This window comes from Syntrophobacter fumaroxidans MPOB, assembly GCF_000014965.1.
Taxonomy (GTDB): Bacteria; Desulfobacterota; Syntrophobacteria; order Syntrophobacterales; family Syntrophobacteraceae; genus Syntrophobacter; species Syntrophobacter fumaroxidans.
Genome location: NC_008554.1, coordinates 4,158,559 through 4,183,697, shown reverse-complemented (window position 1 = coordinate 4,183,697; position 25,139 = coordinate 4,158,559). Strand labels below are relative to the sequence as shown.

Below are 25,139 nucleotides of genomic sequence, written 5' to 3'. Positions count from 1 at the left end.
AGTGAATTAGATTCCAAAACAAGTCCCGTTTTCCGGCACGGCGAATTTCAGAGCCATGGGTTCGCCGTTCCGTAGGTTGCCCGCCACTGAAATTTCTCGTCGATGGAGGTCATGCCATGATACGCGTCAACCAGGACGATTGCACCCCGGGGTTGTCCCGCCGCAAGTTCCTAGGAGTGGCTTCGGGCGCAGCCTGCCTGCTTGCCTTCCGAAGCTTCCCCGGCATTTCGAGGGCCGCTGCAGCCGCCCATGAGCTGCCGCCGCTGCCGTACGCCGAAAATGCGCTGGAGCCCGTGCTTTCCTCGGCGACGCTCGGTTTCCACTATGGAAAACACCACAAGGCCTACCTGGACAACGTGAACAAGCTCATTGCCGGCACGGAATTCGCGCAGATGCCCATCGAGCAGGTCATCTCCTCCACGGCCGGGAAATCCGACAAGGCCGCCATTTTCAACAATGCGGCGCAAACCTGGAACCATACATTCTATTGGAAGTGCCTGAGCCCGAAGGGTGGCGGCGATCCGCAACCCGCTCTGAAGCAAAGGATCGAAACGTCCTTCGGCAGTCTCGACGCGTGCCGGAAGGAACTGGCCAGTGCGGCCGTCACCTGTTTTGGAAGCGGCTGGGCCTGGCTGGTCCTGGACGGGGACAAGCTGAAGGTCGTCGCCACGAGCAACGCCGACAATCCCATGACCCGGAACATGAAGCCTCTTCTGACCATCGACGTCTGGGAACATGCCTACTACCTCGATTACCAGAACCGACGGGCCGACTACGTCAACGGCGTGATCGAAAAACTGATCAACTGGGAATTTGTCGCGGCGAATCTCGGGCGCAGCTGATGCATCGGATGCCCGCCCACGCGCGGAGGATGCGGCGCAATCGGGAATGCAAACCTGCTCTCCGCGGATGCCCGCCCGTGCGCGGGTGATGCTACCGGAACGTCCGCCATGCAAGGATACGGCGTGGACAATCTCAGAACGCACGGTACGGGTCCGTTTTGCGTGGCCGTCGTCCACGGTGGCCCCGGAGCAGCCGGGCAGGCGGCTCCGGTGGCACGGAGGCTGTCGCGCGGCCGCGGCGTTCTCGAACCGCTCCAGACCGCCGCTTCGCTCCGGGGGCAGATCGAAGAGCTGGAAACGGTCCTGCGACGGCACGGGACACTCCCCGTGATCCTCATCGGCTTCTCGTGGGGGGCGTGGCTCAGTTTCATGGTGGCGGCCCTGTACCCGCCCGTGGTGAAAAAGCTGGTGCTCGTTTCCAGCCCGCCTTTCGAAGCCGGGTATGCCCGCGGAATTCAGGAAACCAGGCTGAGGCGTCTCGAGGAAGGGGAACGATCGGAGCTCGAATCCCTCATCCGGCAATTGGACGATCCCGCCATGGAGAACAAGACTGCCGCCTTCGCGCGTTTCGGGGCCTTGTTTTCCAAGGCCGACGCCTACGATTCGGACGATGAGGATCCCGCTGCAATCGACTACCGGCCCGATATCTTTGAGAGTGTGTGGCGCGATGCCGCGGGCCTGAGACGAAGCGGCCGGCTCCTGGAGCTCGGAAAACGGATTCGCTGCCCGGTTGTGGCGATCCACGGCGACTACGACGCCCACCCGGCGGAAGGGGTCCGCACGCCGCTGACGGACGTCCTCGAGGATTTTCGGTTCATCCTGCTGGAGCGTTGCGGACACGTGCCCTGGACCGAGCGGCATGCAAGGGACGCGTTCTATCGACGGCTCGAGGAAATACTGGCCTGCGGTATTTGACGAGGACCGTCCGGCATCCCTCCCTGCCGGCGGGCACCCGGTGAAGATACTCGGTCCGGCGGGGAATGAGCCCTGACGCAAGCTTTGAGCTTCGGTCCGGTCGTGGCCGCGCCACCCGTCGGTTTCCCGAAGTCTCCCGGCATCCGCGGCAGCCCGGAATTCGCTCCTCATTGGAGCCTCTCCCGGCTGCGTCCTTCGATTCCCGCGTTTTCGACCCCCAAACGAGTGACCCGTCCCTCCTGATGTTGCGTCTTGGCCGGGCCGGCTTTTTCCTCTATGATGCCCGTGCTTGACATTCCCGCGAAAATTGGGGCCAACGAGCCCGAGCGGCTTGCGGGCCCGGACGATCTTCCGTTCGGACAGCCGGGGCGAACGGTGGGGATGCCGCGCGGATTCGGGCAAGGAATACAAATTCTTCGGGGAAGCGATTCCGAGAGTGATCTCCATAGACTCCATCAAGAAGCTGGTGTGGGAAGCCACGGACATCACCCTGAGCCTCTTCAGGATCATGGTCCCCATCCTGATTGCCGTCAAGATTCTCAAAGAGCTGGGCATGATCGAGATTCTCGCCGGCTGGCTGGCTCCCGTCATGCAAATGGTCGGGCTTCCCGGGAGCATGGGGCTGGCGTGGGCATCGGCCATGTTGAACACGTTCTATGCCGGGCTGATCGTGTTCGCCTCCCTGAGCGCCGATAATCCGCTGACCGTCGCTCAGACGACGGTGCTCTACTCCATCATGCTGGTCGCCCACGGCCTTCCGATGGAATTGGCCATTGCCCGAAAAGCGGGCGCGCGCCCCGTCGCGATGGGTTTGTTTCGCGTCGGCTGCGGCTTCCTGTTCGGCCTGTGCCTCCACCACCTCTACCAATGGGGAGGCTGGCTCCAGCAACCCAACGTCCTCGCCTGGGTCCCCCCCTCCCAAGAGCCGTCTCTCGTCTCCTGGGCCGTCAACCAGGCCAAAACCCTGGCCATGATATACGTCATCATTCTTGCCCTGGTCATTCTGCTGAGAATCCTGGCTCACCTCGGGATTACCGGCATCATCACCCGCCTGCTGCAGCCCGTGCTCACCGTGCTCGGCATCGGCAGCTCCGCGGCCACCATCACGATTGTGGGCATGACACTGGGGCTGGCATATGGAGGAGGTTTAATTATCCGGGAAGCAAACTCCGACCGAATAGACAAAAGGGATATTTTCTCGGCCCTGGCCCTGATGGGATTGTGTCACAGCCTCATCGAAGACACCCTGCTCACGGTCATTCTGGGTGGCGACATGTCGGGCGTATTCTGGGGAAGAATCGTGTTTTCAATGGCTTGCGTCTTTCTTCTGGTCCGTGTAATATCTCGAATCTCCGACGCCGGCTTTTACCGCTATTTTTTCATGCCTGGAGCCGCCGCCACCGAGTCCGAACAAGGAATGCCGCATTGACGTTAAAAATTTGAAATAATCGCTGCGTGCCCGTTCATCAAACCGGAGTATAAGACATGCTGAACGATCCTGTAACAGCCGCCGCAATTCACTTGCTGAAGAGCCTCGCCGAAGCTCCCGGCGCGCCGGGTCATGAAGACGCCGTGCGCCGTATCTTCCGGACGGAAGTGGGGGGGGACACCACCACGGACAAAACCGGGAGCATCATTTACACGAAAAAAGGAACTTCCGAAACCCCTCGGATCATGCTTGCCGCGCACATGGATGAAGTCGGGTTCGTGGTGCAGAGCGTCACGCGGGAAGGACTGATCCGGTTCCTCCCGTTGGGCGGCTGGTGGCCGCATACGATCCTGGCCAAACGGGTGAGGATAATCACCCGCAACAACACGGAGATCATCGGCGTCGTGGGGGCCAAGCCACCCCATTTCCTGACCGACGCCGAACGTGAAAAAGTGATGAAAATCGAAGATATGTTCATCGATGTGGGAGCGCGCGACGCGGTGGATGTCCGGGATCGTTTCGGGATCGAGGTGGGAGACAGCATCGTTCCCGACAGCAGCTTCACCGTGCTGCACGATCCCGACGTCTTCCTGTGCAAGGCGTTCGACAACCGGGTGGGGATGGCCGTGGTCATACATGCCGCCGCCATGCTGATGTCGATGACGCACCACAACACGGTTTGCGCGGTGGGAACGGTCCAGGAGGAAGTCGGGGTGAGGGGCGCCCAGACCGCGGCGCACGCCGTCAATCCCGACGCGGCCATCATCCTGGAAGGCACGCCGGCGGACGATCTGCCAGGAACGACGGAAGAGGAGCGACAGGGAAAACTGCGGGGAGGCGTCCAGATCAGGCTCATGGACCCGTCGGCGATCATGAATCGCAAGTTCAGCCGATATGCCGTCGAACTGGCCCGAGAACACGGAATCGCGCACCAGGTCGCAGTCCGCCGAAGCGGATCGACCGACGCCCGTGCCGTTCATCTGACGCGGGAAGGCGTGCCGACCATCGTTCTCGGCGTACCCTCCCGTTACATCCATACCCACAACGGGCTCGTTCACATGGAGGACTACCTGAGCGCACTCGACCTGGTCATGAAATTGCTCGAACGGCTCGACGAGGATGCCGTTCGGTCGTTTGTTACCTACGACGACAAGTAGAGATCCCCTCGTCGGCGAGGAAGCCGTCTCGAACGGCATCCTCGCCGCGCATCCGGCCCGACATGAGACGGGCGCGGGGAAATCCCGCCCGGCTGCAAATCGAGGGAAAGCACCGCGTCCGCCGTCTCAAGGCGACCACCGAGCCGACCTGCGGAATACCCCCCCTGCCTGGCGGGCGTGCGCCGCTCCCTTGCCTGATTAACGGGCGGCAGGCTGAGCACGTTTCCCATCCACGCATTCCTTGTGCAACGTGCAACCCACATCACGGCGACGATACGAAAGCCAAACGACTGCCGGAGGACAGGAACAGTCCCGGGATGCACGACTCCGATTCCCCGCCTTGATCCCGCCGTCCAAGCCGCGGCAAAACTTCTCGGACGGAACATTGTGAGCCCTCCTCGGGAACATTTTGTACCTTCAGCCCACCTTTCGTTCGTTCCGGCGGGATGCGTATTCCCGCAACCCTCGTGTTGTTCTCTCCTCCGGCATGAATTTTGCCCCGGACAGGGTCGGGTATCGGCTCAGAAACGGGCTACCGGAGCCGGCGCGCTTCACGGGCGCTTGCCCCCGCAAGGACGGTGTGCGCTCCTCGCATTTCATGCAACCGGCTTCGATCCGCTTCTGACGGAAACAATCCTTTTGAACCAGGGAGGAACGACCATGCCGGGCAAAGACAGAACCGGTCCGCAAGGACTGGGCCCCATGACGGGCAGGCAACTCGGTTTTTGCAGTGGTGCAGTCGAGGGCGACGCACTGGAGGGATACCACGGACCATTCTTTGGTCGGGGCCCGGGTCGCGGCCGAGGGTGGAGACGATTCACCGCCGGGATGGCGGCTCCCGTCCGGCCGTGCGCCGGAAGAGGCCGCTTCGAAGCCGCGGGCTATACCCGGTCGGCTCCCCGGGATGAACTCAATGTCCTCAGGGACCACATCGCGCACCTTGAAGGGGCGCTTGACGCCGCCAGGGCAAGGATAGCCCAAATCGAGAGGGATCGGAACGCAGAGTGACGGATAACATGACGGGAGAGCTTCCGAGAGGAGGCTGCCCCATGGGTGCGATCCTGAAAACCCCCATGCGGATCGGATCGATCCCGACGGAAAGGGATGTGAATGAGAATCGCTGTATCAGCACCGGAACCGAATCTGGACAGCGAGGTATATCCTCGCTTCGGAAGAAGCCGTTATTTTCTTTTGATCGATCCCGAAACAATGCGGTTCGAGACCGTGACGAATCCCGACATCGACGCCCCAACCGGGGCGGGGACCAGTGCGGCTCAGCTCGTGTACAACAAGGGCGCCGCGGCCGTCATTACCGGCACGATCGGCCCCAAGGCACACCAGGCGCTGGCGGCGGTCGGCGTCCGCATGATAACGGGCATGAGCGGGTCCATTCGCGAGGCGGTCGCACGCTTCAAGGCGGGCGGATTGTCGAGTGAGGCCGATTCGGCAACGGATACGGGAACGGGACCCGGCGCGGGCATGCTCGGCTGCGGAGGAAAAGGCACGGGGCCTGGACGCGGCATGGGTCGAGGCCGGGGATGTGGAGGCGGAAAAGGAATGGGAAAGGGAAACGGACGCAGAGGAGGCGGCGGAAACGCTCCCCGCCGGTAGAATGTTCCCTGTTCCGATGCCGTGATGCCGATGAGCCGCCATGACGATCGGTGCCTTGACGGACAGAACCTTTGCAGCCCGAGCGATGCGCCCAGATGAATCGAGCGGCCATCGAGCGGACGAAAGAGCCGCCCGGGCCGATCGGTGGGGGCGCTGTCCGGCAGGGCGGCGCGGAGAAACGGGAGCGTCTTGCCGTCCGGAATAGCCGAGAGAGCGACCGTGTTGGATCAAAGGGTGCCTGCGGCGGCGTTCATAAGCAGGTCCAACGGAGCAGGTCCGGTCATCGCCGCCCGGAAAGGGCCGGTCAGGCTCGCGCCGAGACAGCGGCGCCCCGGTGCCGGTCGGCTGCTTGCTTACGAGATCGGTGGAGCTTCAGATCTGCAGAGCAAATGGGAACATTTTGTTCCCTCTCCTCAGGGCATGGGTCCAGTTTGCACCCATGCCCATCTCTTCTGAAAGCCCGCACCAAGTACACGCATGCCGAATTATCCTCGCCGTCCCGGTGGAATCCGGGAGAAACACCTCCACCTGGAATGAGTATTGCACCACCACCGGGGTCCATGACCGGGTGTCATTCCGGTTGCGTTGAGTGAACAGCGATGGCAGCGGAGCTGCAGCGGAGAATCATGCACAAAGGATTGCGGCAGATGAGCGACCTGGAGAAACTGATCAGCAGTCAGACCCAAAAAAGCTACGGCCCCAAAGAGCCGAACACGAATCCGCGACAGATCAAATTCGGGAAATTGCCCAAGGCGACTTCTTCCGCCAAGGTGACCGGCCCTTGCGGGGAAACGATGGAGATCCACCTCGAGATTCAGGAAGACGAAATCGTCGACGGCTCTTTCGTGACCGACGGATGCGGCCCCAGCAAGGCCTGCGGATTTCTCGCCGTGATGCTCGCGATAGGGAGGAACCTCGACGACGCGGCCATGATCGAAGGAGACACGATTCTCGACATGATCGAGGACCTGCCCGAAGACCATCATCATTGCGCGTATCTGGCCGCCGCGACGCTGCAGACGGCGATCCACAACCATGTGGCCGCGCCGCCGCATCGCCACCATCTCGCGACGCCCACGGCGGAAGAATAGGAGCGGGCATGCCCGTCATGCCCTATTTCGGAGAGGGAGCACGAAGTGAGAAAAATTGCCGTTACGAGTGAAGGGCCCGGTCTCGATGACCGGGTGGATCCCCGGTTCGGCCGGACTGCCGGGTTCGTGATCGTGGATCTTGAAACCATGGAGACCCGGTACATCGACAACGGCCGATCGCAAATTCTGGCCCAGGGCGCTGGAATACAGGCCGCCCAACTCATCGTGCAGGCCGGCGCCGAGTGCCTGCTCACCGGATATGTCGGCCCCAAGGCTTTTCAGGCCCTGACCGCGGTAGGAATTCAGATCGTGCAGGACCTGGATGGAATGACCGTACGGGAGGCCCTGGAGCGGTTCAAGAGCGGTTCGGTGCGCGTTGCCGACGGCCCGAACCGGGAGGGCGAAAAATGATCGTTTCCGTGGCGAGCGGCAAGGGCGGAACGGGCAAGACCACGGTGGCCGCATCTCTTGCCACGATCTGGGATCGGCCGCTGGTGGCCGTGGACCTCGATGTCGAAGAGCCCAACCTGCATCTCTTCCTCAGACCGAATCTCGAGGAGAGCGAAGCGGCCCATATGGAGGTCCCCGTCGTCGACGCCTCCAGGTGCACCTTTTGCGGCGCCTGTTCCGAGCTTTGCCAGTTCAAGGCCATATGTGCGATGGGCAAACTCATACTGACCTTCCCCGAGATGTGCCACGGCTGCGGCGGCTGCATCGCCTTGTGCCCGGAGAAGGCGCTTTCCCCCGGCACGCGCGAACTGGGGGAAATCAACCGGGGCCGGGCCGGGACAATCGGATTTCTCATGGGTCGGCTGCGGGTGGGCGAAGCGATGAGCCCGCCTTTCATGCGCCTGGTCAAGGCAAAGCTCAACGAAATGATCGCGCAAAGCGCTCGGGACGCCATCATCGACGCCCCGCCGGGCGTCAGCTGTCCCGCGGTAAATGCCGTCATTGACAGCGATCTGATCCTTCTGGTCACCGAACCCACCCCCTTCGGCTTTTACGACTTCCGGTTGGCATGGGAAGCCTTTTCCCCTCTGGGAAAACCCATGGGCGCCGTGGTCAACCGCGCGGGGCTTGGCACCGACGACCTCTATCGGTTCTGCCGGGACAAAGGACTTCCGATCCTGACCGAGATCCCTTTCGACAGGGCCATCGCCGAGGCCTACGCCCGCGGCAGGGTCATTGCGGAAGTATCCCCGCGGCTCAAGGAGACCTTTGTCTCCCTGCGCGATGAAATCCGTGACCTGGCGGAGCGGTCCCGCCCGCGGGAGGCGGCCCATGCGTGAGATCGTGATCATCAGCGGCAAGGGCGGAACGGGCAAGACCTCGCTTACCGGCGCCTTCGCTCACCTGGCTGCAAACAAAGTCGTTTGCGACCTGGACGTGGACGCCCCCGACCTCCACTTGCTTCTCCGCCCCGTTCGGGAACGGGAGGAGCGTTTCCTCTCGGGCTACGAAGCCCGGATCGACGGCGAGCGGTGCACCGGATGCGGTGTGTGCGCCTCGCTTTGTCGATTCGATGCGATACGTGAGGGGGAGCGAGGGTATACCGTCGATCCCATCCGGTGCGAGGGCTGTAAGGTGTGCGTGGCCTTCTGCCCGGCCGAGGCGATCCGCTTTGAACTGAGACACTGCGGGCACTGGTACGTCTCGTCCACGCGGTTTGGTCCCATGGTCCACGCCCAGCTCTTTCCGGGAGCGGAAAACTCCGGCCGGCTGGTCATGGTGCTCAAACAACAGGCCCGGGAACTGGCCACCGCCAAAGGGCTGGACCTGGTGCTCTGCGACGGGGCGCCGGGCATCGGCTGTCCCGTGATCAGTTCCCTCTCGGGAACCCATCTGGCAGTGGCGGTCACCGAGCCCACCCCGTCGGGACGGCATGACCTGGAGCGGGTGGCCGATCTGTGCAGGCACTTTCAGGTTGCCTTCGCGGTTATCATCAACAAGCACGACCTCAACCAGGATGAAGCCTCCCGCATCGAGGCGTACTGCCGGGAGAGGGACTATCCGGTGCTCGCCCGTCTTCCACACGATCCGATCGTCACCCGGGCCATGATCCAGGGGCTGGTGGTAACGGAACTGCCCGAGGCGGCCTTCAGCCGGGAGCTCACGAGCACCTGGGCGCGAATCGAGGCGCTGATGAACGGAATCGGCTAGACGGGCGAATCTCCCGTGCGGAACCAGGCATGTATGAGTGTCGGCGGGAGAACGACCTGTCCTCCATCGCCGTGTGTAACCGATGTTTATTTGGCAGAGTGCGGCGTTTCATGACGTTGCAGAAGATCAAGCGCAATCAGGAGAAAGAACCATGAAAAGCACAGTTGTCGCCATTCCCTCGACCCATCCGGGCGGTCTCGAATCCGCCCTCGGCGCCCATTTCGGCCACTGTGATCTTTACACACTGGTGGAAGTCGCGGACGGAAAGGTCGTGAAGGTCAAGACCCTGCCCAACGTCCCGCATCAGCAGGGCGGCTGCATGGCCCCCGTCAATCACCTGGCCCGGCACGGCGTCCAGGTCCTCATCGCGGGGGGCATGGGCATGCGGCCGCTCATGGGGTTCACTCAGGTGGGAATTTCCGTCCTCTACGGCGCCGACGCTCTGACCGTGGGCGACGCGGTAAAGGCGTACCTGAACGGAAGTCTGCCGCAGTTCACCAACGATTTCACCTGCGGAGGGGGCGGCGGACGTTAGGCGGGCACCATGTGATCCTCCGAACGGGGACGGCGGACACTTCCACCGAAGACCATCCTCCACGAGGGCGCGGGGCGGCGCACCGTTTCCCGGACACGCCGCAAGACCCGGGAAACCGCTCTGCACCACGGGCATTACGAGCGGTCGGCAATGAGCGTTCCGAAAAAGGCTCGCCGACGATTGCAGGCCTTATTCGAGCTCCGGTTCAGGAAATGTGGCGGGGCGGGCTGAGCCGTCGTGGAGAAATCCGATCCGGTTCTGAGTGACCGCGGGGAATGCCGCAATGAGCGTCAGCCGGATGGTTCCCCGATCGCCCCGGCCGGCGCATTTCACTTCGACGGGGACGCTGAGGGGGTTCTCCCTGGAAAACCCGCCCGCCCTCTTCACCCATCGAAAAGGAGAAATCATGCTCCGCATTCTTTTGGTCAGCGCACGCCCGGAAACCCTTCGCGCCTTCATCGAAGGCCTGGCCTCGGACCCGGACGTCCGCCTCGAGCAGGCCGGGACCGGCAAGGAATCTCTGGACGCCGTGCGCAACGCTTTTCCGCACCTTGCGATCGTTGATTCCAAGTTGCCGGATACGGAACCGCTGAGCCTGGTGTCGAAACTGATCGAGGTCAACGCCATGGTCAACACCGCGGTGCTCAGCCCGCTTTCCGAAGACGAATTCCACGAGGCGAGCGAAGGTCTTGGCGTTCTTTCCGCACTTCCGCTCATGCCCGGCCGACGCGACGCAACGGAGTTGTTGCGCAGGCTGAGGGATGTCCTCGGATTCGTCGGCTGATTCCCGCCCCTCCCTTCCCAGCCCCGCACTCACTTCCTGGATTCTTCCTTGCTCCCGGAGCCCGGGACCCGGGCTCACGGGCGAATCGTCCTCCACGCTCGAGTCGCGGTTGTCGAGGTTCCCGCACGGTGGCCGCACTCACCCGGAGAACAGCCGTCGTCCCGATGTCGGGCCCGCATCCGACTTCCGGGAGCCGATGAAAACACCCAAGCCGTTGCCCGCTACTTGAACAGGCGCCTGTAGTAGAGCGTACTGCTCAGGACAAGGCCGGTGCCGACAGCGGAATAAATGACGGCAAGCACCGGCAGGGGAAGGTGGGAATGGCGAAGCACGTATCCCAGGATGACCATGACGACGATCAGCAGGTAGCTCCGCCATGCCTGAAAGGCAAACAGGCAGACCTTGTCGGGCTGAGCGGCGATACGGTCGATGTTCCGCCCGGCAATCCGGGAAAACCCGAAACGATGGACCAGGACTCCGGAGCCGAATCCAAGCGCCGCTCCAGCAGCGTTCACAGGCCAACGGGTCGGCAAAAGCCACCCGCATGCCGTGACGCAGAGCGCGATCCCCACGCCGGACCAGAGGACTCCCGCCACCGCCGGCAGCCAAAACTTCAAGACCGCCGGTCGGCATCTCTGTAACAAGGATTGTCCGCGCGGGATTTGCAGGAATCTCACGGTTTCGCTTCCTTTCACATCTCATACGAAGTTGCGTTCAAGAGATGGATCTTTCAAGCACAAAAGAGCGGGGGAATGATTCCCCCGCACCCCCCAAGTTTCGGCCACACGCGCAAGCGCGTGAGGCCGAGTGCTCGGCGCTGTCGGCGACTGGCCGAAGGCCGCCGCCGCAGCGCCACACGGAGCCGCGAAGCGGCGAGGGGGTGTGGGGGATACGTCCCCCACGCTTTTAGAGTATCATTCTGAACGCAAATCCGTATCAGAGGGACCACGCTTTTCATTATAGTGTCTTGAAACGAGGCTGTCTGTCGATAAGTTTGCCGCCGTGTATCCCTTATGCCCGAAGAGGCCCAGCACCCGCAGAGCCTTTGGTCGCGTGCCGGGCTTTTCATTTTGCCCCGCGTCTCGACCCCCGGGAAGAGTCCCTTTCAATTTGAAGCACAAACAGGTTATGGTGATCGTAATCGATGGCGCCATGAAAAGCGGGCACCACCTGCCGGTCCCGGTTGTTCCCCCGGACCGGGGGGCTCAGGCGGAAGGTTGTTTTGAGATCGCGCTGCGTGTCGTTGTTTCCGGGAACGAAGGCGATCGGGGCTCAAGAACCCGCACGCGCAGATCCCGGGGTTGCCGCGTTTTCTGAAGGATTCGACCGATGAACGATATTCCCATACACCCCGAACTGAAGCTGGAAGCACGGTTTCTCGTCGTGGCCGGCATCATCGCCCTGATCGGCGGCGTTTTCCTGACGCTTTGGGGAATCGGCCTGCTGGCCATCGTGACGGGCGCCCTTCCCGGAGTCCCGGTTTTCCAGTCGCCCCCGCCTCTATTCGCGTGGCTGTTGATCGGCACATGTTTTCTCATAGGGTTTTTCCTGTTCTTCCTCGGCCGGCATCTGATCGTTACCTGCCTGCGCCGGCTGCGCCGGGTTTCCTGGGTGCTCGCCTTCGTGCAGCCCCGGAGAATGACCTTGACCTTCCCGGAGGAGAGTTCCGGGAGAGTCGCGGAACTGCGGGAAGAAAAGAAACCGGGGTCGAGCGTGGTCGTCGAGCGGCTGGAAATCCGATCGCCCCATTGGAAGATCGTCGATCTCACCCCGAGAACCGTCGATGCATTCATGGAACCCGACCCGGAGGGCGTCGTGGCGCTGGCCGCCGCCTCCGGGATCATCTGGGGATTTCGGGAGCCCAGGACCACCTTTTCGTAAGCCCGATCCCGGGGCATTTCCCACCGCGTCCTTTACTTCCATTACGGCACGGTCCAAACTTTGTTTCACGCGCCACCGCGACGATGATCGGCCGGCCTCCAGGCACGCCCGCAACGTTGTTCCACCATGGGCGCACCGACCGGCGGGAATCTCCCGTCGTTCCTTCAACTATTGATATTTCCGATGCATTGACGGCATCACATGTAATTTTGCCGATTTGTCAGATTGAACCAACCGATGTAGATTTACCCTTGCGGCTTTTCGTTTTGCAGGGACGCCGGAGAACCGTTTCGCTACGGGGCCGAGGGTGGTTGCCGCGGCTCGCGGACAGCCGGAAGGACCGTTTCGAAACTGGATACGAAGACGCCGCGCGGGCCCGGTTTTCTCCCGGAGTCCCGAATCGGGTTTCACCGGCGGGGTAAACCGGTGGAAACCGTCGGACAGAGCGACAATGGGGCTTCCGCGGACCATCTGCCGCAATGTGTTCGGAGCGATCCACACCGGCATCGGCACCCGACCAGACTCGAACAACGAATTCTCAAGAGGTGTTCCTATGAACGAAGCAACTCTCGACTGTCGTGGCATGGCCTGTCCCCATCCGGTTTTGAAAGCCAAGGAAGTTGTCGATCGGGGCGACGTTGCCCGGTTCAGCGTTATTGTGGACAACCCCGCAGCGAAGGAGAACGTGAGCCGTTTCCTGGCCCGCGCCGGATACGCGGTCAGCGTTTCGGAGCAGGGAGAAACCTTCGAGATAACGGGGAACCGGGACGCGACGTCCTCGCCGTGTGAGCTCCCGGTCGATGAGGCGCGGGAGGAGACCAGGACCGCCGTCCTCGTGGCGACCGAATTTCTGGGTCGCGGAGACGACGTGCTCGGCGGAAAGCTCGTTGTCAACTTCATCGGAACCTTGAAAGAAATGGGACAGGACCTGTGGCGCCTCATCTTCCTCAACGGAGGGGTCAAGCTGACCGCCGAGGGTTCGGCGGCTCTCGACGCGCTCCGGGAATTGGAACGGGAAGGCGTCACCATACTGGTTTGCGGGACCTGTCTGAACCATTTCGGTCTCCTGGAGAAGAAGCAGGTCGGTGAAACAACCAACATGCTCGATATCGTCACCGCAATGCAACTGGCGGACAAGGTCATCAGTATGGCTTGATCCGTTCGCGGTATGATAGTATTAGTCTGTGCGGGCTCCAGTTGAAAAAGGTATCGTTCTTCAAGATGACGCCCGCCTCGCAACGATGCGAGGCGGGCTGAGCTTTCGATGGAATCCGGAAGTGCGCATGGCTGTTTCAAAGGTGCAATTGGCAAAGAGCGTTCGCGCGGCAGGTTGAGCGGCGAAAATAGGTCCGGAGGACCTGTCCGAGATCCTGGAGGGCCTGCCCATGGAGGAAGACCCGAACCTGCTCGTGGGACGCGAGACGTCCGACGATGCCGGCGTCTACCGCCTGACGGACGAGCTTGCCCTGGTTCAGACCATCGACTTCATCACCCCCGTCGTGAACGATCCTTACGATTTCGGCCGGATCGCCGCGGCAAACGCCCTCAGTGACGTGTACGCCATGGGGGGACGGCCGCTCACGGCCATGAACGTCGTTTGCTTCCCCGTGAAAAGCCTGGATAAAGCCATCCTCAAAGAGATCCTTCGAGGAGGGCTGGAGAAGACCCACGAAGCCGGGGCCGTCCTCGCTGGAGGACACAGCGTGGAAGACCCGGAGATCAAGTACGGTCTTTCGGTCACCGGCACGGTTCACCCCGACAGGATCCTGACCAATGCAGGGGTCCGCCCGGGGGACGCCCTCATCCTCACCAAACCGCTCGGAACGGGGATATTGGCCACCGCAATAAAGGCGGAGCTGGTCTCTGAAGAGGGAGAGAAGCTGGCCATCGAGACCATGGCGACCCTCAACCGGAGGGCCGCCGAGGTCATGGCCGCATACCCGGTGCATGCGTGCACCGACGTCACCGGCTTTGGCCTCCTGGGCCACGCCCTGGAGATGGCGGCGGCGAGCAACGTCTCGATCACGATCGAGGCGGAAAGGGTTCCCCTGCTTCCGGAGGCCCTGGATTTGCTGCAACTGGGACTCCTGCCCGCGGGGAGCTATGCAAATCGCAGCTTTTGTGCCCATCGGGTCCTTCAGACCGAACCGCTGGATCCCCTGCTACTGGACCTTCTCGCCGACGCACAGACCTCGGGCGGACTGCTTATTTCGCTTCCCGAAGAAGACGCCGACTCGCTGGTCGGGGCACTGAAAGCGGGAGGGGTTCCCCGCGCGGCGATCATCGGCCGTGCAACCAGGGCGGACAAGGGATCGATTCAATTGATGCGCCGGGCGTGAAGAAAGCTCCGCCGACGATGCTTCGCGCACCCGCGGGAGACGTCGGCCCCGCCGCGGGCCGGGGAAGGCCCTGACCCGACCGGGTCGGTAGATTATTTTGAGTGCTTCAAGGTGTTGCTCCCCCGCGGAGCTTAAGCTTTCGTAACTCCCCTATTCTCCCGATCAAATATTCTTATTACCTAGAAAATAGATTCCCGGGTGAAACTGTTTTCATGCTTCGCGGGTGTCGCAGGGGGCATGGATAATTGCGTTCAAGACGAGTGCATTGGGCGGGGGGCATAAAGTAACCTCTTACGTCTGACCGGCGCATCGCTCCGTGGCAAGGGGCGGCGTTTATCCTCGCCCGCGTCGCCTCCCGACGGGCAGGTGTTTTGCCATCTTGAACGCACCTCGGTATGAGTACGGGCTGAAAACCGTTAGGATCAGTCATTACGAATGGCGGATTGTTAGTGTCGATAAACCTCGTGTGGATAGTAGATATCTCTTTGCGAACAATAATAGCTTGACAGGATATTGTTGATTTTTCTATGTTGAACAACTGGATTTGCGAGGCTTTCCTGGCACATTTTTGTGCTGTTGCATGACATCGGAACCACACCTTTTCACAACGGAGGCGGTCATGATGAAGACGCGTTCTGTCCTTTGGGCTGTCTGCCTGGCTTTGGCCGTGATTGCCGTATTCCGGACGGCCTGTCCTGCCGCGGAAACGATCAAGATCGGCGTGATCTATCCGCTGACGGGAGGAGCGGCTGCCGAAGGCAGGGAGCTGCGAGCCGGCGCGGAACTGGCCGCCCGAATAGCAAACGACGTGATGCCCGGCATCGACATGGACATGGCCAGAAGGGGTGGAATCACCTCCCTGGGCGGCGCCAAAATCGAGCTGATATTCAAGGATCACGAGGGAAACCCGACGCTTGGCGCCGACCTGGCCAAGCAGCTCATTCTGGACAACAAAGTGGTCGGCATCCTCGGCTGTTACCACAGCTCCGTGACGAAAACCGTAAGCGCCGTGTGCGAGCAGTACGGGATTCCCATGATCAACGATTCGTCCACCTCGCCGGCGCTGACACAGCGCGATTTCAAATGGTTCTGGAGAACCACGCCTCACGACGTGACTTTCACCAGGGATTTGTTCGAACTGTTGAAAGGACTCACCGAAGGCAAAGTCAAGGGGGTGCCCGCGGTTCCGGGGGATCAGATCAAGAAGCTGGTCTCCGCCTGTGAGAAAACCGAGTGGGGTTCCCAGGTTTCGGAGACGATCGAGGGCTTCGCCAAACAATATGGCTTCATCGTTCAGAAATCGATGCTCTATGCGGCAAAGTCCGCGGATCTTTCGAGTGAGGTACGGTCACTGCAAGCGGTGAAACCGGATGCGATGCTCTTTGCTTCTTACGCCTCGGACGCCATCTTGATGGTGAAGACGCTCAAGGCACAGAAAGCCTGCGCCAAGATCATCTGGGGGCAGAACGCGGGTTTTGAGGCCCCGGAATTCAGATCTACTCTGGGCGATGACGTGGTGGGGATCTTGACCCGCACGGTTTTCGCTCCCAGGGTTGCCGCGGTGAAAAAAGTGTCGGGACAGGTGAACGAGCTTTACAAAAAGGAAATCGGGCACGATCTGAGCGGAGCATCGGCCAGGGCGTTCACGGGGTTGCAGACCTGGGTGGAAATCCTGGAAAAGGCCGGGTCGACCAAACCCGAAGACATTCAGAAGACCGCTAACAGCATCAGCATTCCGGGAGAGCAGCTGATCGTCCCCTGGAGGGGGATCAAGTTTGCCGCCGCCGGCGCCGACAGGGGCCAGAACGAGCTGGGGTCGGGGATTATCGGCCAATACCAGAAGGACAAGGACGGCAACATCGTCCTGGAGATCATCTACCCGTTCGATGTGAGCACGGCGAACATGATTTATCCGTTCAAGGCTTTCTGATCGAGCGCCGCACCGAGGGGGCGCCGGGGACTCGGGAGCGGGCGCTCATTCGGCGCCGTGCATGGAAGATCGGTGAGGTGGACCGGGCGGTGCGGCGCCGTCCGGCCATCGGTAGCCCGGGCATTCTCCCCCGGGCAGGCATGAATTGAGCGCGACACGGCTTATGGAAATTCTCGTCGGTTCACTGGTTGCGGGTTTGCTCATCGGGATGCTGTTCGCTTTGATAGCGCTCGGCTTGACGATCATTTTCGGCATGATGGACATCGTCAATTTCGCCCACGGCGAATTCCTCATGCTCGGCATGTACACCGCCCTCCTTACTTCCCAGGCCTCCGGCCTCGATCCCCTGCTGATGATTCCCGTCGCCGGGGCGGTCGGTTACGCGCTGGGGGTGGCCTGCTATTACGGTTTCGTAAAATTCCTCTTGCGCGGCCCGATGGTGGCCCAATTGCTGGGCACATTCGGCCTGATGCTGTTCCTGCGCAACCTCGCCCTGCTCTTGTTCGGCTCCGAGGACCGTACGATCCACAGCGGCGTCCTGGTCAACCGGGCATTCGATCTCGGCATGGGAGTGGTCGTTCCGGCCACGAAACTGGCCGGAGCGGTCATGGCCGTGATTTCCTTCGCCGCGGTCTGGCTGTTGATGCACCGGACGCGGACCGGCAAGGCCATGGTGGCCACCGCCCTGAACCGCCAGGGAGCGCGCTACATGGGGATTTCCACCGAGCGCATGAACGGCCTGGCATGGGGCATCGGCGCGGCCACGGTGACCATCGCCGGGGCGCTGCTGGTCAACTTTTGGTCCGTGACCCCCTACGTGGGGCTGCTGTTCACCATGATCGCCTTCGCAATCGTTGCTCTGGGCGGGTTCGGCAGCGTGCCGGGCGCGTTTTTTGCCGGTTTGATCGTGGGCCTGATCACCGAGATCCCCGGTTTCTGGGATTTTTTCACCTATCTCACCGGCAGCTCGTGGATGGCCGGCATCTCCATGACTCCATTCAAGTACACGTGGGTATATCTTGCTTATTTTCTCATCATGCTGATTCGTCCCAGAGGATTGTTCGGGTGGAAAAACTAAAGAACTTCTTCGACTTCAGGGATCTCCCCCGCCTCGACCTGGGCATCGCCGCGGCGGTTGGACTCGCCTTGCTGGTTTTTCCGTTCTTCCCGTTTTCCTCTTTCGCCATGTCCACGGTGATCCAGTTTCTGATGTTCTCCCTGTACGGCATGGGCTGGAACACGATCGGGGGCTACGGGGGCCAGGTGGACCTGGGTCTGGCCCAGTACCTCGGGATTGGCGCCTATGCCACCGCCGTCTCCATGATCCGCTGGAACACGCCGTTCTGGGTGTCCATGCCCGTCGGGGTCCTCATCGCGATCGCCTGGTGTTCCGTCATCGGTTACTCGGTTTTCCGGCTGAAAGGCCACTATTTTGCCATTGCCACCATCGCGACGTCTCTGGTGCTCAAGGACATCTTCGAGGTGTGGCGCTTCGTGGGCGCGGCGCGCGGCCTCGAAATTCCCGCCACGCGATTCTCTTCGCCCGATTTCCTGCACCTTTTCTTCACACAGGACGACACCTATTATTACATCATTCTGGCCTTCTTCTTTATCGGCATCCTTTACGTCAACTGGTTCCGGAAATCGCGTCTCGGGTTTCAACTTCGTTCCATAAAGGACAACGAAGAGGTGGCCCGGTCGCTCGGGATCAACGTGCAGTGGGCCAAGATCAAGACGTACGCCGTTGCCGTCACGTTCGTCAGCGCGGTGGGCTCGTTTCACGCGTGTTACGTCAAGAATATCGAGCCGGAAGACACCATGAGCCTCGACATTTCGATCCTGATCGCGCTCATGGCCATGCTCGGCGGGGCCGGTTCCCTCTGGGGCCCCCTCATCGGTGCGGGCATCCTGATCCCGCTCAAAAGCTACCTGAAAGAATGGCTCGGTGCGCGCGCCGGGCTGGTCGGAATCGATCTGGTCATCTACGGGGCCATCATCATGTTCATCTCGGCGGTGGAACCCCGGGGAGTCTGGGGTATCGTGGAAAGAATAAGGCGGAGGAAGCGGGCGTGACGGCACTTGTGGAAGTTCGCAACGTCACGAAAAGCTTCGGCGGGCTGGTCGCCAACAAGAATATCTCCTTTGAAGCGGCCCGGGGGGAGTTGCTCGGCATCATCGGCCCCAACGGGGCCGGGAAAACCACGCTGTTCAACTCCGTTGCAGGCACTCACCGCATCGATTCGGGCCGGATCGTCTTCGACGGCCGGGACATCACGGCGCTGAAGGCCCATGAGATCGCCCGGCTCGGCCTCACCAGGACCTTCCAGATCTACGCCGCGTCCGGGGACCTCACCGTGAAGGAAAACATCATGGTGGGCTGTTTCATGAAGACCGGTTCACGGTCCGTCGCCTCGGCCCGCGCGGATGGACTGCTGAGGGACTTCCAGCTTGAGCCTCTGGCACGCCACATGGTGGGAGAGCTTCCCATCGCCGCCCAAAAGCGCGTGGTCATGGCCACGGCCATGGGTACCGAGCCGAAGCTCCTGCTGCTCGACGAGGTTGCCGCCGGCCTCACGCCGCACGAAGTGGACGCCACCGTGGCGAGCATCCGTTTCATCCACCAGGACCTCGGGGTGACCGTGATTCTTATCGAGCACGTTATGGAAATGGTCATGAACGTCTGTCACCGGGTGCTCGTCCTGGATTACGGGGAGAAGATCGCCGAAGGGCTGCCCCGGGACGTCGTCAAGGATCCGGGCGTCATCAAGGCATACCTGGGCGAACGCTACGCTCGAGAATACACGGCGGAGTCAAGCTGATGCCCGAACCGCTGTTGCAGGTCAAGGCGATCAAGGTCCGTTATTCGGGACTGCCCGTCATCCACGGCGTTTCCCTGGAGGTGTATCCCGGGGAAACGGTTTGCGTGGTGGGCTCGAACGGCGCCGGGAAATCGACCATTTTGAGGGCGGTGATGGCGGCGCAGAGGGCCTTCGAGGGCGAAATCCGGTTCGGCGGCGTCGCGATCCACGATAAGCGGACCGAGGCCATCGTTCGACTCGGCGTCGTTTACGTCCCGGAGGAAAAGATGCTCTTTCGACCGCTCTCCGTCGAGGAAAACCTGCTCCTTGGCGCCTACTGCCTCGAGGACCGGCAGCGCATCGCGGAAAACCTGGAATTCGTGTTCACACTCTTTCCGCGCTTGCGGGAGCGGCGCCGGCAGGCCGCATCCACCCTCTCCGGAGGCGAACAGCAGATGGTCGCGGTCGGCAGAGGACTCATGTCGAACCCCAGGATCCTCATGCTCGACGAGCCATCGCTGGGACTCTCGCCGTTGCTCGTGGACGAGCTCTTCGACGCGATCGTGAAGCTCAAGAAGGAAGGTCTCACCATTCTGCTCGTCGAACAGAACGTGAGGGAATCCCTCGAGATGAGTGATCGGGGCTACGTCCTGCAGACGGGAAAGGTGGTGCAGGAAGGCTCAGGCGCCGAACTGCTGCAAGACGACAGCGTCCGGAAGGCGTTCCTGGGGTTGTGAGGACGCGCGGGGGCGCTGATCGCCATGCCCGAAGCCGAAAACGGATTGTGTGCCATGAAAGCCTATCGCGAACCGCGCATCCTGCTTTGCGGCGACACCGGCATCAGCGTGGAGTTCGGGAACGACATCGCCCCGAGCATCAACGGCCGGGTGCAGCAGCTGTTCAGAAGTCTCGGAGCACGGCGGCTTCCCGGAATCCTGGGGCTGAACCCCACCTATCGTTCCCTTTTCATTCAATACGATCCCCGGGAGTGCTCTTTTGAAAACCTGCTGCTGGTCATCGACGAATGCCTGGAATGGAGCGCCGAAGTCGCCATGGAGGCCGCTCCTCCCATCGAAATCCCCGTGTGCTACGGAGGTGGGCACGGTCCGGACCTGGACGAGGTCGCATCCTTTCACGGCATATCCCCGGAGGAAGTGGTCAAATTGCACTGCGCCTCCGTCTACACCGTCTGCATGATCGGCTTCACTCCCGGCTTCCCTTACCTGGGCGGCCTGGACGAGCGGCTTTACACCCCGCGCAGGAAGGAATCGCGCAAGGTCGTGCCGGCGGGCAGCGTCGGCATCGCGGACCGTCAGACCGGGATCTACCCCATCGACAGCCCCGGCGGATGGCGCTTGATCGGGAAAACCCCGCTGAAGCTATTCGACCTGGGGAAAAATGATCCCTTCCTTATCCGGACCGGGCAGACCTTGAGATTCAAGGCCATCACGAGGGACGAATTTGAGAGCTATCGGGATCATTGAGGCCGGACCCCCGGCCACGATCCAGGACCTTGGCCGGTTCGGTTTCCGGGATCGGGGCGTGCCCGTGTCCGGGGCCATGGACCGGCAGGCCCTGGTGGTGGGGAACCTCCTGGTGGGAAACGACCCCGGCGCCGCCGCCATCGAAATCACTCTTGGAGGATTCATGGCGGAATTCCTCTGCGATGCCCATTTCGCCGTCACCGGCGCGGACCATGCCCCCACTCTGAATGGAGTCCCCGTGTCCAGCTGGACGTGTCACGCCGCCGGGAGAGGGGATTCCCTTCACCTCGATTACGCCCGTTCGGGACTGCGTTCCTGCCTCGCCGTGTCGGGAGGAGTCGCAGTGCCGGAAATCATGGGCAGCCGGTCGACCTACCTCCGCGGAGGCTTCGGCGGGCATGAGGGAAGGCCTTTGCGAAAAGGTGATATCCTGCCGCTCGGCAACGTGGTCGGAAAACCGATTTTCGCTTTTCCGTCGGGCTTGATTCCGCCCTATTCGGACCGGCCGACGGTGCGGATCATCCCCGGTCCTCAGGACGATCGCGTCACCGAGGAGGGGATGCAAAGCTTCCTATGCGGCCTCTACGAAGTCACCGTCAGGTCCGACCGTATGGGAATCGGCCTGTCGGGGCCGCCCATCGGACTCGCACGCGGGGCCGACATCATTTCCGACGGGACATGCGCGGGCGCCATCCAGGTGTCCGGGAACCGGCAGCCCACGATCCTTGCCGCCGATTGCCAGACCACCGGAGGATATGTCAAGATCGCCACGGTCATCTCGACGGACTTGCCTTTGCTGGCCCAGCTTTCCGTCGGGGCCGGGATCCGTTTCACAGCCGTCGGCCTAATCGAGGCGAGGGAAGTCTATCTGAAGAACCAGTATCAGCTCAGGAGTTTCTATGACCGGTATGGAATCGCCACGTGACATCAGGGCAAGAATAGCCCGCAGCCAATGGACCAAGCCGACCACCGGCCTGGCCCCCGCTTACGCCCAGGCCAATGTCGTTATCCTCGACCGGCGATACGCTTTCGACTTTCTCCTGTTCTGCGTCCGGAATTCCAAGCCCTGCCCGATCCTGGAAGTCCTGGAACCCGGGGTGACCGAGCCGCATGCAACCGCTCCAGGAGCCGACATACGCACGGACGTACCGCTCTATCGCGTTTGGAGGAAAGGCAGACTGGAACAGGAGGCGACCGACATCACGGGCTGTTTCGACGCAGGCATGGTCTCGTTTCTGCTCGGATGCAGCTTCACCTTCGAAGCGTCCCTGACGGGCGCGGGGGTGCCGGTGAGAAACATCGAGGAAGGCAAGAACGTCTCCATGTACGTCACCAACCGCAAGTGCGCTTCGGCGGGACCTTTTTCCGCCCCGCTCGTCGTGACCATGCGCCCCATTCCCAACGACCTCGTCATGCGCGCCGTCCGGATCACCTCCCGTTACTCCCTGGCTCACGGCGCCCCGATCCAGGTGGGAGATCCCGGCGCCCTGGGAATTCGCGATCTCGACCGGCCCGATTTCGGCGACCCCGTCACCGTCAAGGACGGAGAAACCCCCGTGTTCTGGGCCTGCGGCGTGACTTCGTCCCTGGCGGTCCTGTCCGCCGAGCCTGAGCTGTGCATCACGCATGCCCCCGGGCATATGTTCATCACGGACGTGCTCAACGAGACACTGGCAGCGCTCTGACCCGAAGCGGCGGCTACCGCGCCCCGGCGCGCGAAAACCGGGGATCGCCTGCACCCTGTCGTGCCCGACCGGATGCGAATGCCCGGGGCTTGCGCCATCGGTGAAATGACGGGCAGCCGGTAAGTTCCACGAATGATCTCCGGTTCGGCGCGCCGGTTACGCGCCGGCCGTCCCGAACCCTTACCATTCCAGACCGGAAAGGATGCGAGTCGACGATGCGGACCGACATCAATTGTGACATGGGCGAGAGTTTCGGTTCCTACAGGATCGGGGAAGACGAGAAGGTCATGCCCTGCATCACTTCGGCCAACGTCGCATGCGGCTGGCACGCAGGCGACCCGATGATCATGGCCCGGACCCTGGAGCTTGCCGCAAGGCACGGCGTCGCCGTGGGCGCTCACCCCGGCTACCCGGACCTCCTCGGATACGGTCGGCGCAACCTGGAGACCTTTCCCGGCGAGGTCAGGAACTACATTTTGTACCAGATCGGAGCACTGGCTGCGTTCGCCGGGGCCGCCGGGGTGAAGCTCCAGCACGTCAAACCCCACGGGGCGATGTACAACCTGGCGGCCAGGGACGAGCGGACGGCAAAGGAAGTGATCGAAGCGGTGAAGGCCTATGATCCCGGCCTGATCCTGGTGACCCTGGCCGGATCCCTGTGTGCGCAAATGGCGGCGGATGCGGGGTTGCGGGTTGCCGCGGAGGTCTTTCCGGACCGGGCCTACCTGACCACCGGTCAACTGGCCCCGCGTTCCATGCCGGGTGCCGTGATCCACGATCCGGAACAGGTGAAGGAGCGCGTCCTGAAACTCGTCCGGACCGGGATGATGACCAGCATCGACGGTCGCGACCTGGCGCTCCGGGCGGACACTTTGTGTGTCCACGGCGACAATCCCGGAGCCTGTCTTCTGGCCGCGAGCATTCGCGAGGCGCTGGAAACCTCGGGGGTCCGGGTGGTCGCCATGGGAGCGCAGTAGCCACGGGGCCGGACGGGAGAACGGTTCATGGCCCGGATGGCGCCGATCCCATCTCGTCGAACCACACGAGATCCAGCGGGTTGCGTTCCGGCAGCCGATGGTAATGGTATTTCGGGAACCCCGCCATCAACATGCCGGTGACGGCCCGGTCCGCCGGGAGTTTCAGGTACTTCAGGAGCGGTGCATATTCGCGCGCGCAGGCCTGGGCATAGCCGGCCCAGCATGTCCCCAGGCCCAGGGCCGGAGCGTAGAGCTCGACATATTCGAGGGCCAGGCAGGTCGAAATCTGCGCTATCTGCTCCACCGTTTTCGGCGCCATGGCGACGATCACAAGGGGCGCATTCCTCAGAATGCGATCGTCCCCGCTTTCGCAGAACTTGACGATCGCCTCCATGTGAAAACTCCGGGCAATCGGGTGTTTCTCACGGATCAGCCGGCGCATCCACTCGGTCACCAGCACGGTCATTTCACCGATCGCCTCGCGCCCTTCGACTGCAAGGTACGAGAGGCCCTGGCTGTTGTGGCCCGAAGGAGCGAATCGGGCGATTTCAAGGAGTTGCCGCGTCGTTTCGCGCGGCACGGGCCGATCGAGATAGCGCCGCACCGAACGGCGCGCTCTCAGAAACGTGAATGCCGCGCGGGCGTCGGGCAGCTCGGCCCGCTCGTAAGGCACCTGGCTTTGCAGCGGATTTTTCACGTTGTCGAGCGCTCCGTGAGGGCAAACCGCCACGCAGTGGCCGCACCCGATACACAGCATGGCGGAACCCGGCCGAGTCACCGGCCCCTTTTCCTCATCCAGGGCGAGAATGCCGAGAGGGCACACTTCCACGCAGGCCCCGTCCTTGTCACACTTATCCCTGTCGACGCGAATCAATGCCATTCCTGAGTCCTTTCCTGCAATCCGCTGCCATGGGCACAGCGCGGCCCAGCCCGGTCCAACCCGGTTCACAAGACGGTCCACATCGGCGACCTTTGTCCCGGCACGCGTATTAGTAATGGAAAATCACGCGACGATCAAGAGTCTCCGATTCTGGAGAAAGATCGGCCCCGCGACGGGCGACGGAAAAGCCGCGGATGCACGGAGAATTGCGGGCCGCGCGTTAGGGACTTGACCCGAGGGGAGGCATCCCAGTATATTTCTTTCTAAGAATATATAGCGGGGGGGGTGGATATGAGAGCGTTCATCCGGGTCATGAAAGCCTTGTCGGATCCCGGCCGGGTGAAAATCCTGAAAATGCTCGAACACAAGAGCATGTGTGTTTGCGAGATTCAGTCCGCTCTGAAACTGGCGCAGCCGACCGTCTCCAAGCATCTCAAAACGCTCGAGGACGCCGGCCTCGTGACCTGTCGAAAGCAGGGACTCTGGGTAAACTATCACCTGAACGAAACTCGTGAAAACCCATACGCCGCCGCCCTGCTCGAAAATCTCGGGGATTGGCTGGGCGACGATCCCGAGGTGCGCGGGCTCCTGGAACGGTTGCCCCATATCAGGCGGGAAGACATCTGCCGGAAATCCTGAAG

At 61.9% G+C, this 25,139-nt stretch carries 28 protein-coding genes; 25 read left to right on the top strand and 3 right to left on the bottom strand.

Annotated elements, in window-relative coordinates; all coding sequences use genetic code 11:
* The first annotated feature begins 116 nt into the window (after positions 1-116).
* From SFUM_RS17650 to SFUM_RS17600, 11 genes are all read left to right on the top strand, one after another.
* Complete coding sequence (locus SFUM_RS17650; RefSeq protein WP_011700215.1) at positions 117-842, top strand: superoxide dismutase; 726 nt, start codon at positions 117-119, stop codon at positions 840-842.
* Between the two features lie 108 nt (positions 843-950).
* Complete coding sequence (locus SFUM_RS17645; RefSeq protein ID WP_011700214.1) at positions 951-1,757, top strand: alpha/beta fold hydrolase; 807 nt, start codon at positions 951-953, stop codon at positions 1,755-1,757.
* Between the two features lie 436 nt (positions 1,758-2,193).
* Positions 2,194-3,186, top strand: coding sequence for a nucleoside recognition protein (locus SFUM_RS17640; RefSeq protein ID WP_011700213.1), 993 nt, complete (start codon positions 2,194-2,196; stop codon positions 3,184-3,186).
* Between the two features lie 56 nt (positions 3,187-3,242).
* Positions 3,243-4,343, top strand: coding sequence for a M42 family metallopeptidase (locus SFUM_RS17635; RefSeq protein WP_011700212.1), 1,101 nt, complete (start codon positions 3,243-3,245; stop codon positions 4,341-4,343).
* A gap of 660 nt (positions 4,344-5,003) precedes the next feature.
* The gene (locus SFUM_RS24150) at positions 5,004-5,351 is read left to right on the top strand and encodes a DUF5320 domain-containing protein (RefSeq protein ID WP_041440886.1); all 348 of its coding nucleotides are present in this window, start codon (positions 5,004-5,006) and stop codon (positions 5,349-5,351) included.
* 102 nt (positions 5,352-5,453) lie between these two features.
* A complete protein-coding gene (locus SFUM_RS17625; protein ID WP_011700210.1) occupies positions 5,454-5,954 on the top strand; it encodes a NifB/NifX family molybdenum-iron cluster-binding protein in 501 nt (166 codons plus the stop codon).
* Positions 5,955-6,580: 626 nt separating this feature from the next.
* Positions 6,581-7,045, top strand: coding sequence for an iron-sulfur cluster assembly scaffold protein (locus SFUM_RS22065; protein ID WP_011700209.1), 465 nt, complete (start codon positions 6,581-6,583; stop codon positions 7,043-7,045).
* 45 nt (positions 7,046-7,090) lie between these two features.
* Positions 7,091-7,456: a NifB/NifX family molybdenum-iron cluster-binding protein gene (locus SFUM_RS17615; protein WP_011700208.1), complete on the top strand. Its 366-nt coding sequence runs from the start codon at positions 7,091-7,093 to the stop codon at positions 7,454-7,456.
* The gene (locus SFUM_RS17610; RefSeq protein ID WP_011700207.1) at positions 7,453-8,334 is read left to right on the top strand and encodes a nucleotide-binding protein; all 882 of its coding nucleotides are present in this window, start codon (positions 7,453-7,455) and stop codon (positions 8,332-8,334) included. The genes SFUM_RS17615 and SFUM_RS17610 overlap by 4 nt, the downstream gene beginning before the upstream one ends.
* Entirely contained in the window at positions 8,327-9,205 is an 879-nt protein-coding gene (locus tag SFUM_RS17605) for an ATP-binding protein (protein ID WP_011700206.1), read from the top strand. Before SFUM_RS17610 ends, SFUM_RS17605 begins: the two co-directional genes overlap by 8 nt.
* 151 nt (positions 9,206-9,356) lie before the next feature.
* On the top strand, positions 9,357-9,740 hold the full coding sequence (locus SFUM_RS17600) for a NifB/NifX family molybdenum-iron cluster-binding protein (RefSeq protein WP_011700205.1): 384 nt from the start codon (positions 9,357-9,359) through the stop codon (positions 9,738-9,740).
* Between the two features lie 189 nt (positions 9,741-9,929).
* Here SFUM_RS17600 and SFUM_RS22990 read toward each other — a convergent pair whose 3' ends face one another.
* Entirely contained in the window at positions 9,930-10,148 is a 219-nt protein-coding gene (locus SFUM_RS22990) for a hypothetical protein (protein WP_041440883.1), read from the bottom strand.
* Here SFUM_RS22990 and SFUM_RS17590 point away from each other — a divergent pair.
* Positions 10,147-10,524 (top strand): ANTAR domain-containing protein, encoded by a 378-nt coding sequence (locus tag SFUM_RS17590; RefSeq protein WP_041440880.1) that lies wholly within the window; start codon positions 10,147-10,149, stop codon positions 10,522-10,524. The two genes, SFUM_RS22990 and SFUM_RS17590, sit on opposite strands and share 2 nt — an antisense overlap.
* A gap of 221 nt (positions 10,525-10,745) precedes the next feature.
* Here SFUM_RS17590 and SFUM_RS17580 read toward each other — a convergent pair whose 3' ends face one another.
* A complete protein-coding gene (locus SFUM_RS17580; protein WP_150109554.1) occupies positions 10,746-11,141 on the bottom strand; it encodes a hypothetical protein in 396 nt (131 codons plus the stop codon).
* A gap of 712 nt (positions 11,142-11,853) precedes the next feature.
* Between SFUM_RS17580 and SFUM_RS17570 the strand changes: the two genes are divergently transcribed.
* From SFUM_RS17570 to SFUM_RS17515, 12 genes are all read left to right on the top strand, one after another.
* A complete protein-coding gene (locus SFUM_RS17570; RefSeq protein ID WP_011700202.1) occupies positions 11,854-12,405 on the top strand; it encodes a hypothetical protein in 552 nt (183 codons plus the stop codon).
* 553 nt (positions 12,406-12,958) lie between these two features.
* Positions 12,959-13,561 (top strand): sulfurtransferase-like selenium metabolism protein YedF, encoded by a 603-nt coding sequence (gene yedF, locus SFUM_RS17565; RefSeq protein ID WP_011700200.1) that lies wholly within the window; start codon positions 12,959-12,961, stop codon positions 13,559-13,561.
* Positions 13,562-13,688: 127 nt separating this feature from the next.
* Positions 13,689-14,744, top strand: a complete 1,056-nt coding sequence (gene selD, locus SFUM_RS17560; protein WP_083764120.1) for a selenide, water dikinase SelD — start codon at positions 13,689-13,691, stop codon at positions 14,742-14,744.
* A gap of 619 nt (positions 14,745-15,363) precedes the next feature.
* Positions 15,364-16,674: an ABC transporter substrate-binding protein gene (locus tag SFUM_RS17555; protein WP_011700198.1), complete on the top strand. Its 1,311-nt coding sequence runs from the start codon at positions 15,364-15,366 to the stop codon at positions 16,672-16,674.
* 163 nt (positions 16,675-16,837) lie between these two features.
* Positions 16,838-17,752 carry a branched-chain amino acid ABC transporter permease gene (locus tag SFUM_RS17550; RefSeq protein WP_011700197.1) on the top strand — a complete coding sequence of 305 codons (915 nt, stop codon included), beginning with the start codon at positions 16,838-16,840 and terminating at the stop codon, positions 17,750-17,752.
* Complete coding sequence (locus SFUM_RS23605) at positions 17,740-18,747, top strand: branched-chain amino acid ABC transporter permease (RefSeq protein WP_011700196.1); 1,008 nt, start codon at positions 17,740-17,742, stop codon at positions 18,745-18,747. The genes SFUM_RS17550 and SFUM_RS23605 overlap by 13 nt, the downstream gene beginning before the upstream one ends.
* Complete coding sequence (locus tag SFUM_RS17540; protein ID WP_011700195.1) at positions 18,744-19,493, top strand: ABC transporter ATP-binding protein; 750 nt, start codon at positions 18,744-18,746, stop codon at positions 19,491-19,493. Before SFUM_RS23605 ends, SFUM_RS17540 begins: the two co-directional genes overlap by 4 nt.
* Positions 19,493-20,209, top strand: coding sequence for an ABC transporter ATP-binding protein (locus SFUM_RS17535; protein WP_011700194.1), 717 nt, complete (start codon positions 19,493-19,495; stop codon positions 20,207-20,209). Before SFUM_RS17540 ends, SFUM_RS17535 begins: the two co-directional genes overlap by 1 nt.
* Positions 20,210-20,263: 54 nt before the next feature.
* Complete coding sequence (gene pxpB / locus SFUM_RS17530; protein WP_167321374.1) at positions 20,264-20,956, top strand: 5-oxoprolinase subunit PxpB; 693 nt, start codon at positions 20,264-20,266, stop codon at positions 20,954-20,956.
* Positions 20,934-21,881 (top strand): 5-oxoprolinase subunit C family protein, encoded by a 948-nt coding sequence (locus SFUM_RS17525; protein ID WP_011700192.1) that lies wholly within the window; start codon positions 20,934-20,936, stop codon positions 21,879-21,881. Before pxpB ends, SFUM_RS17525 begins: the two co-directional genes overlap by 23 nt.
* Positions 21,856-22,641, top strand: coding sequence for a putative hydro-lyase (locus SFUM_RS17520; protein WP_011700191.1), 786 nt, complete (start codon positions 21,856-21,858; stop codon positions 22,639-22,641). The genes SFUM_RS17525 and SFUM_RS17520 overlap by 26 nt, the downstream gene beginning before the upstream one ends.
* A 215-nt stretch (positions 22,642-22,856) precedes the next feature.
* Positions 22,857-23,618, top strand: coding sequence for a LamB/YcsF family protein (locus SFUM_RS17515; protein WP_011700190.1), 762 nt, complete (start codon positions 22,857-22,859; stop codon positions 23,616-23,618).
* A 25-nt stretch (positions 23,619-23,643) separates the two neighbouring features.
* On the opposite strand, the gene SFUM_RS17510 is transcribed toward SFUM_RS17515, so the two are convergent.
* A complete protein-coding gene (locus SFUM_RS17510) occupies positions 23,644-24,498 on the bottom strand; it encodes a nitroreductase family protein (protein WP_011700189.1) in 855 nt (284 codons plus the stop codon).
* Positions 24,499-24,789: 291 nt separating this feature from the next.
* On the opposite strand from SFUM_RS17510, the gene SFUM_RS17505 reads away from it, so the two are divergent.
* A complete protein-coding gene (locus tag SFUM_RS17505) occupies positions 24,790-25,137 on the top strand; it encodes an ArsR/SmtB family transcription factor (protein ID WP_011700188.1) in 348 nt (115 codons plus the stop codon).
* Positions 25,138-25,139: the final 2 nt, after the last annotated feature.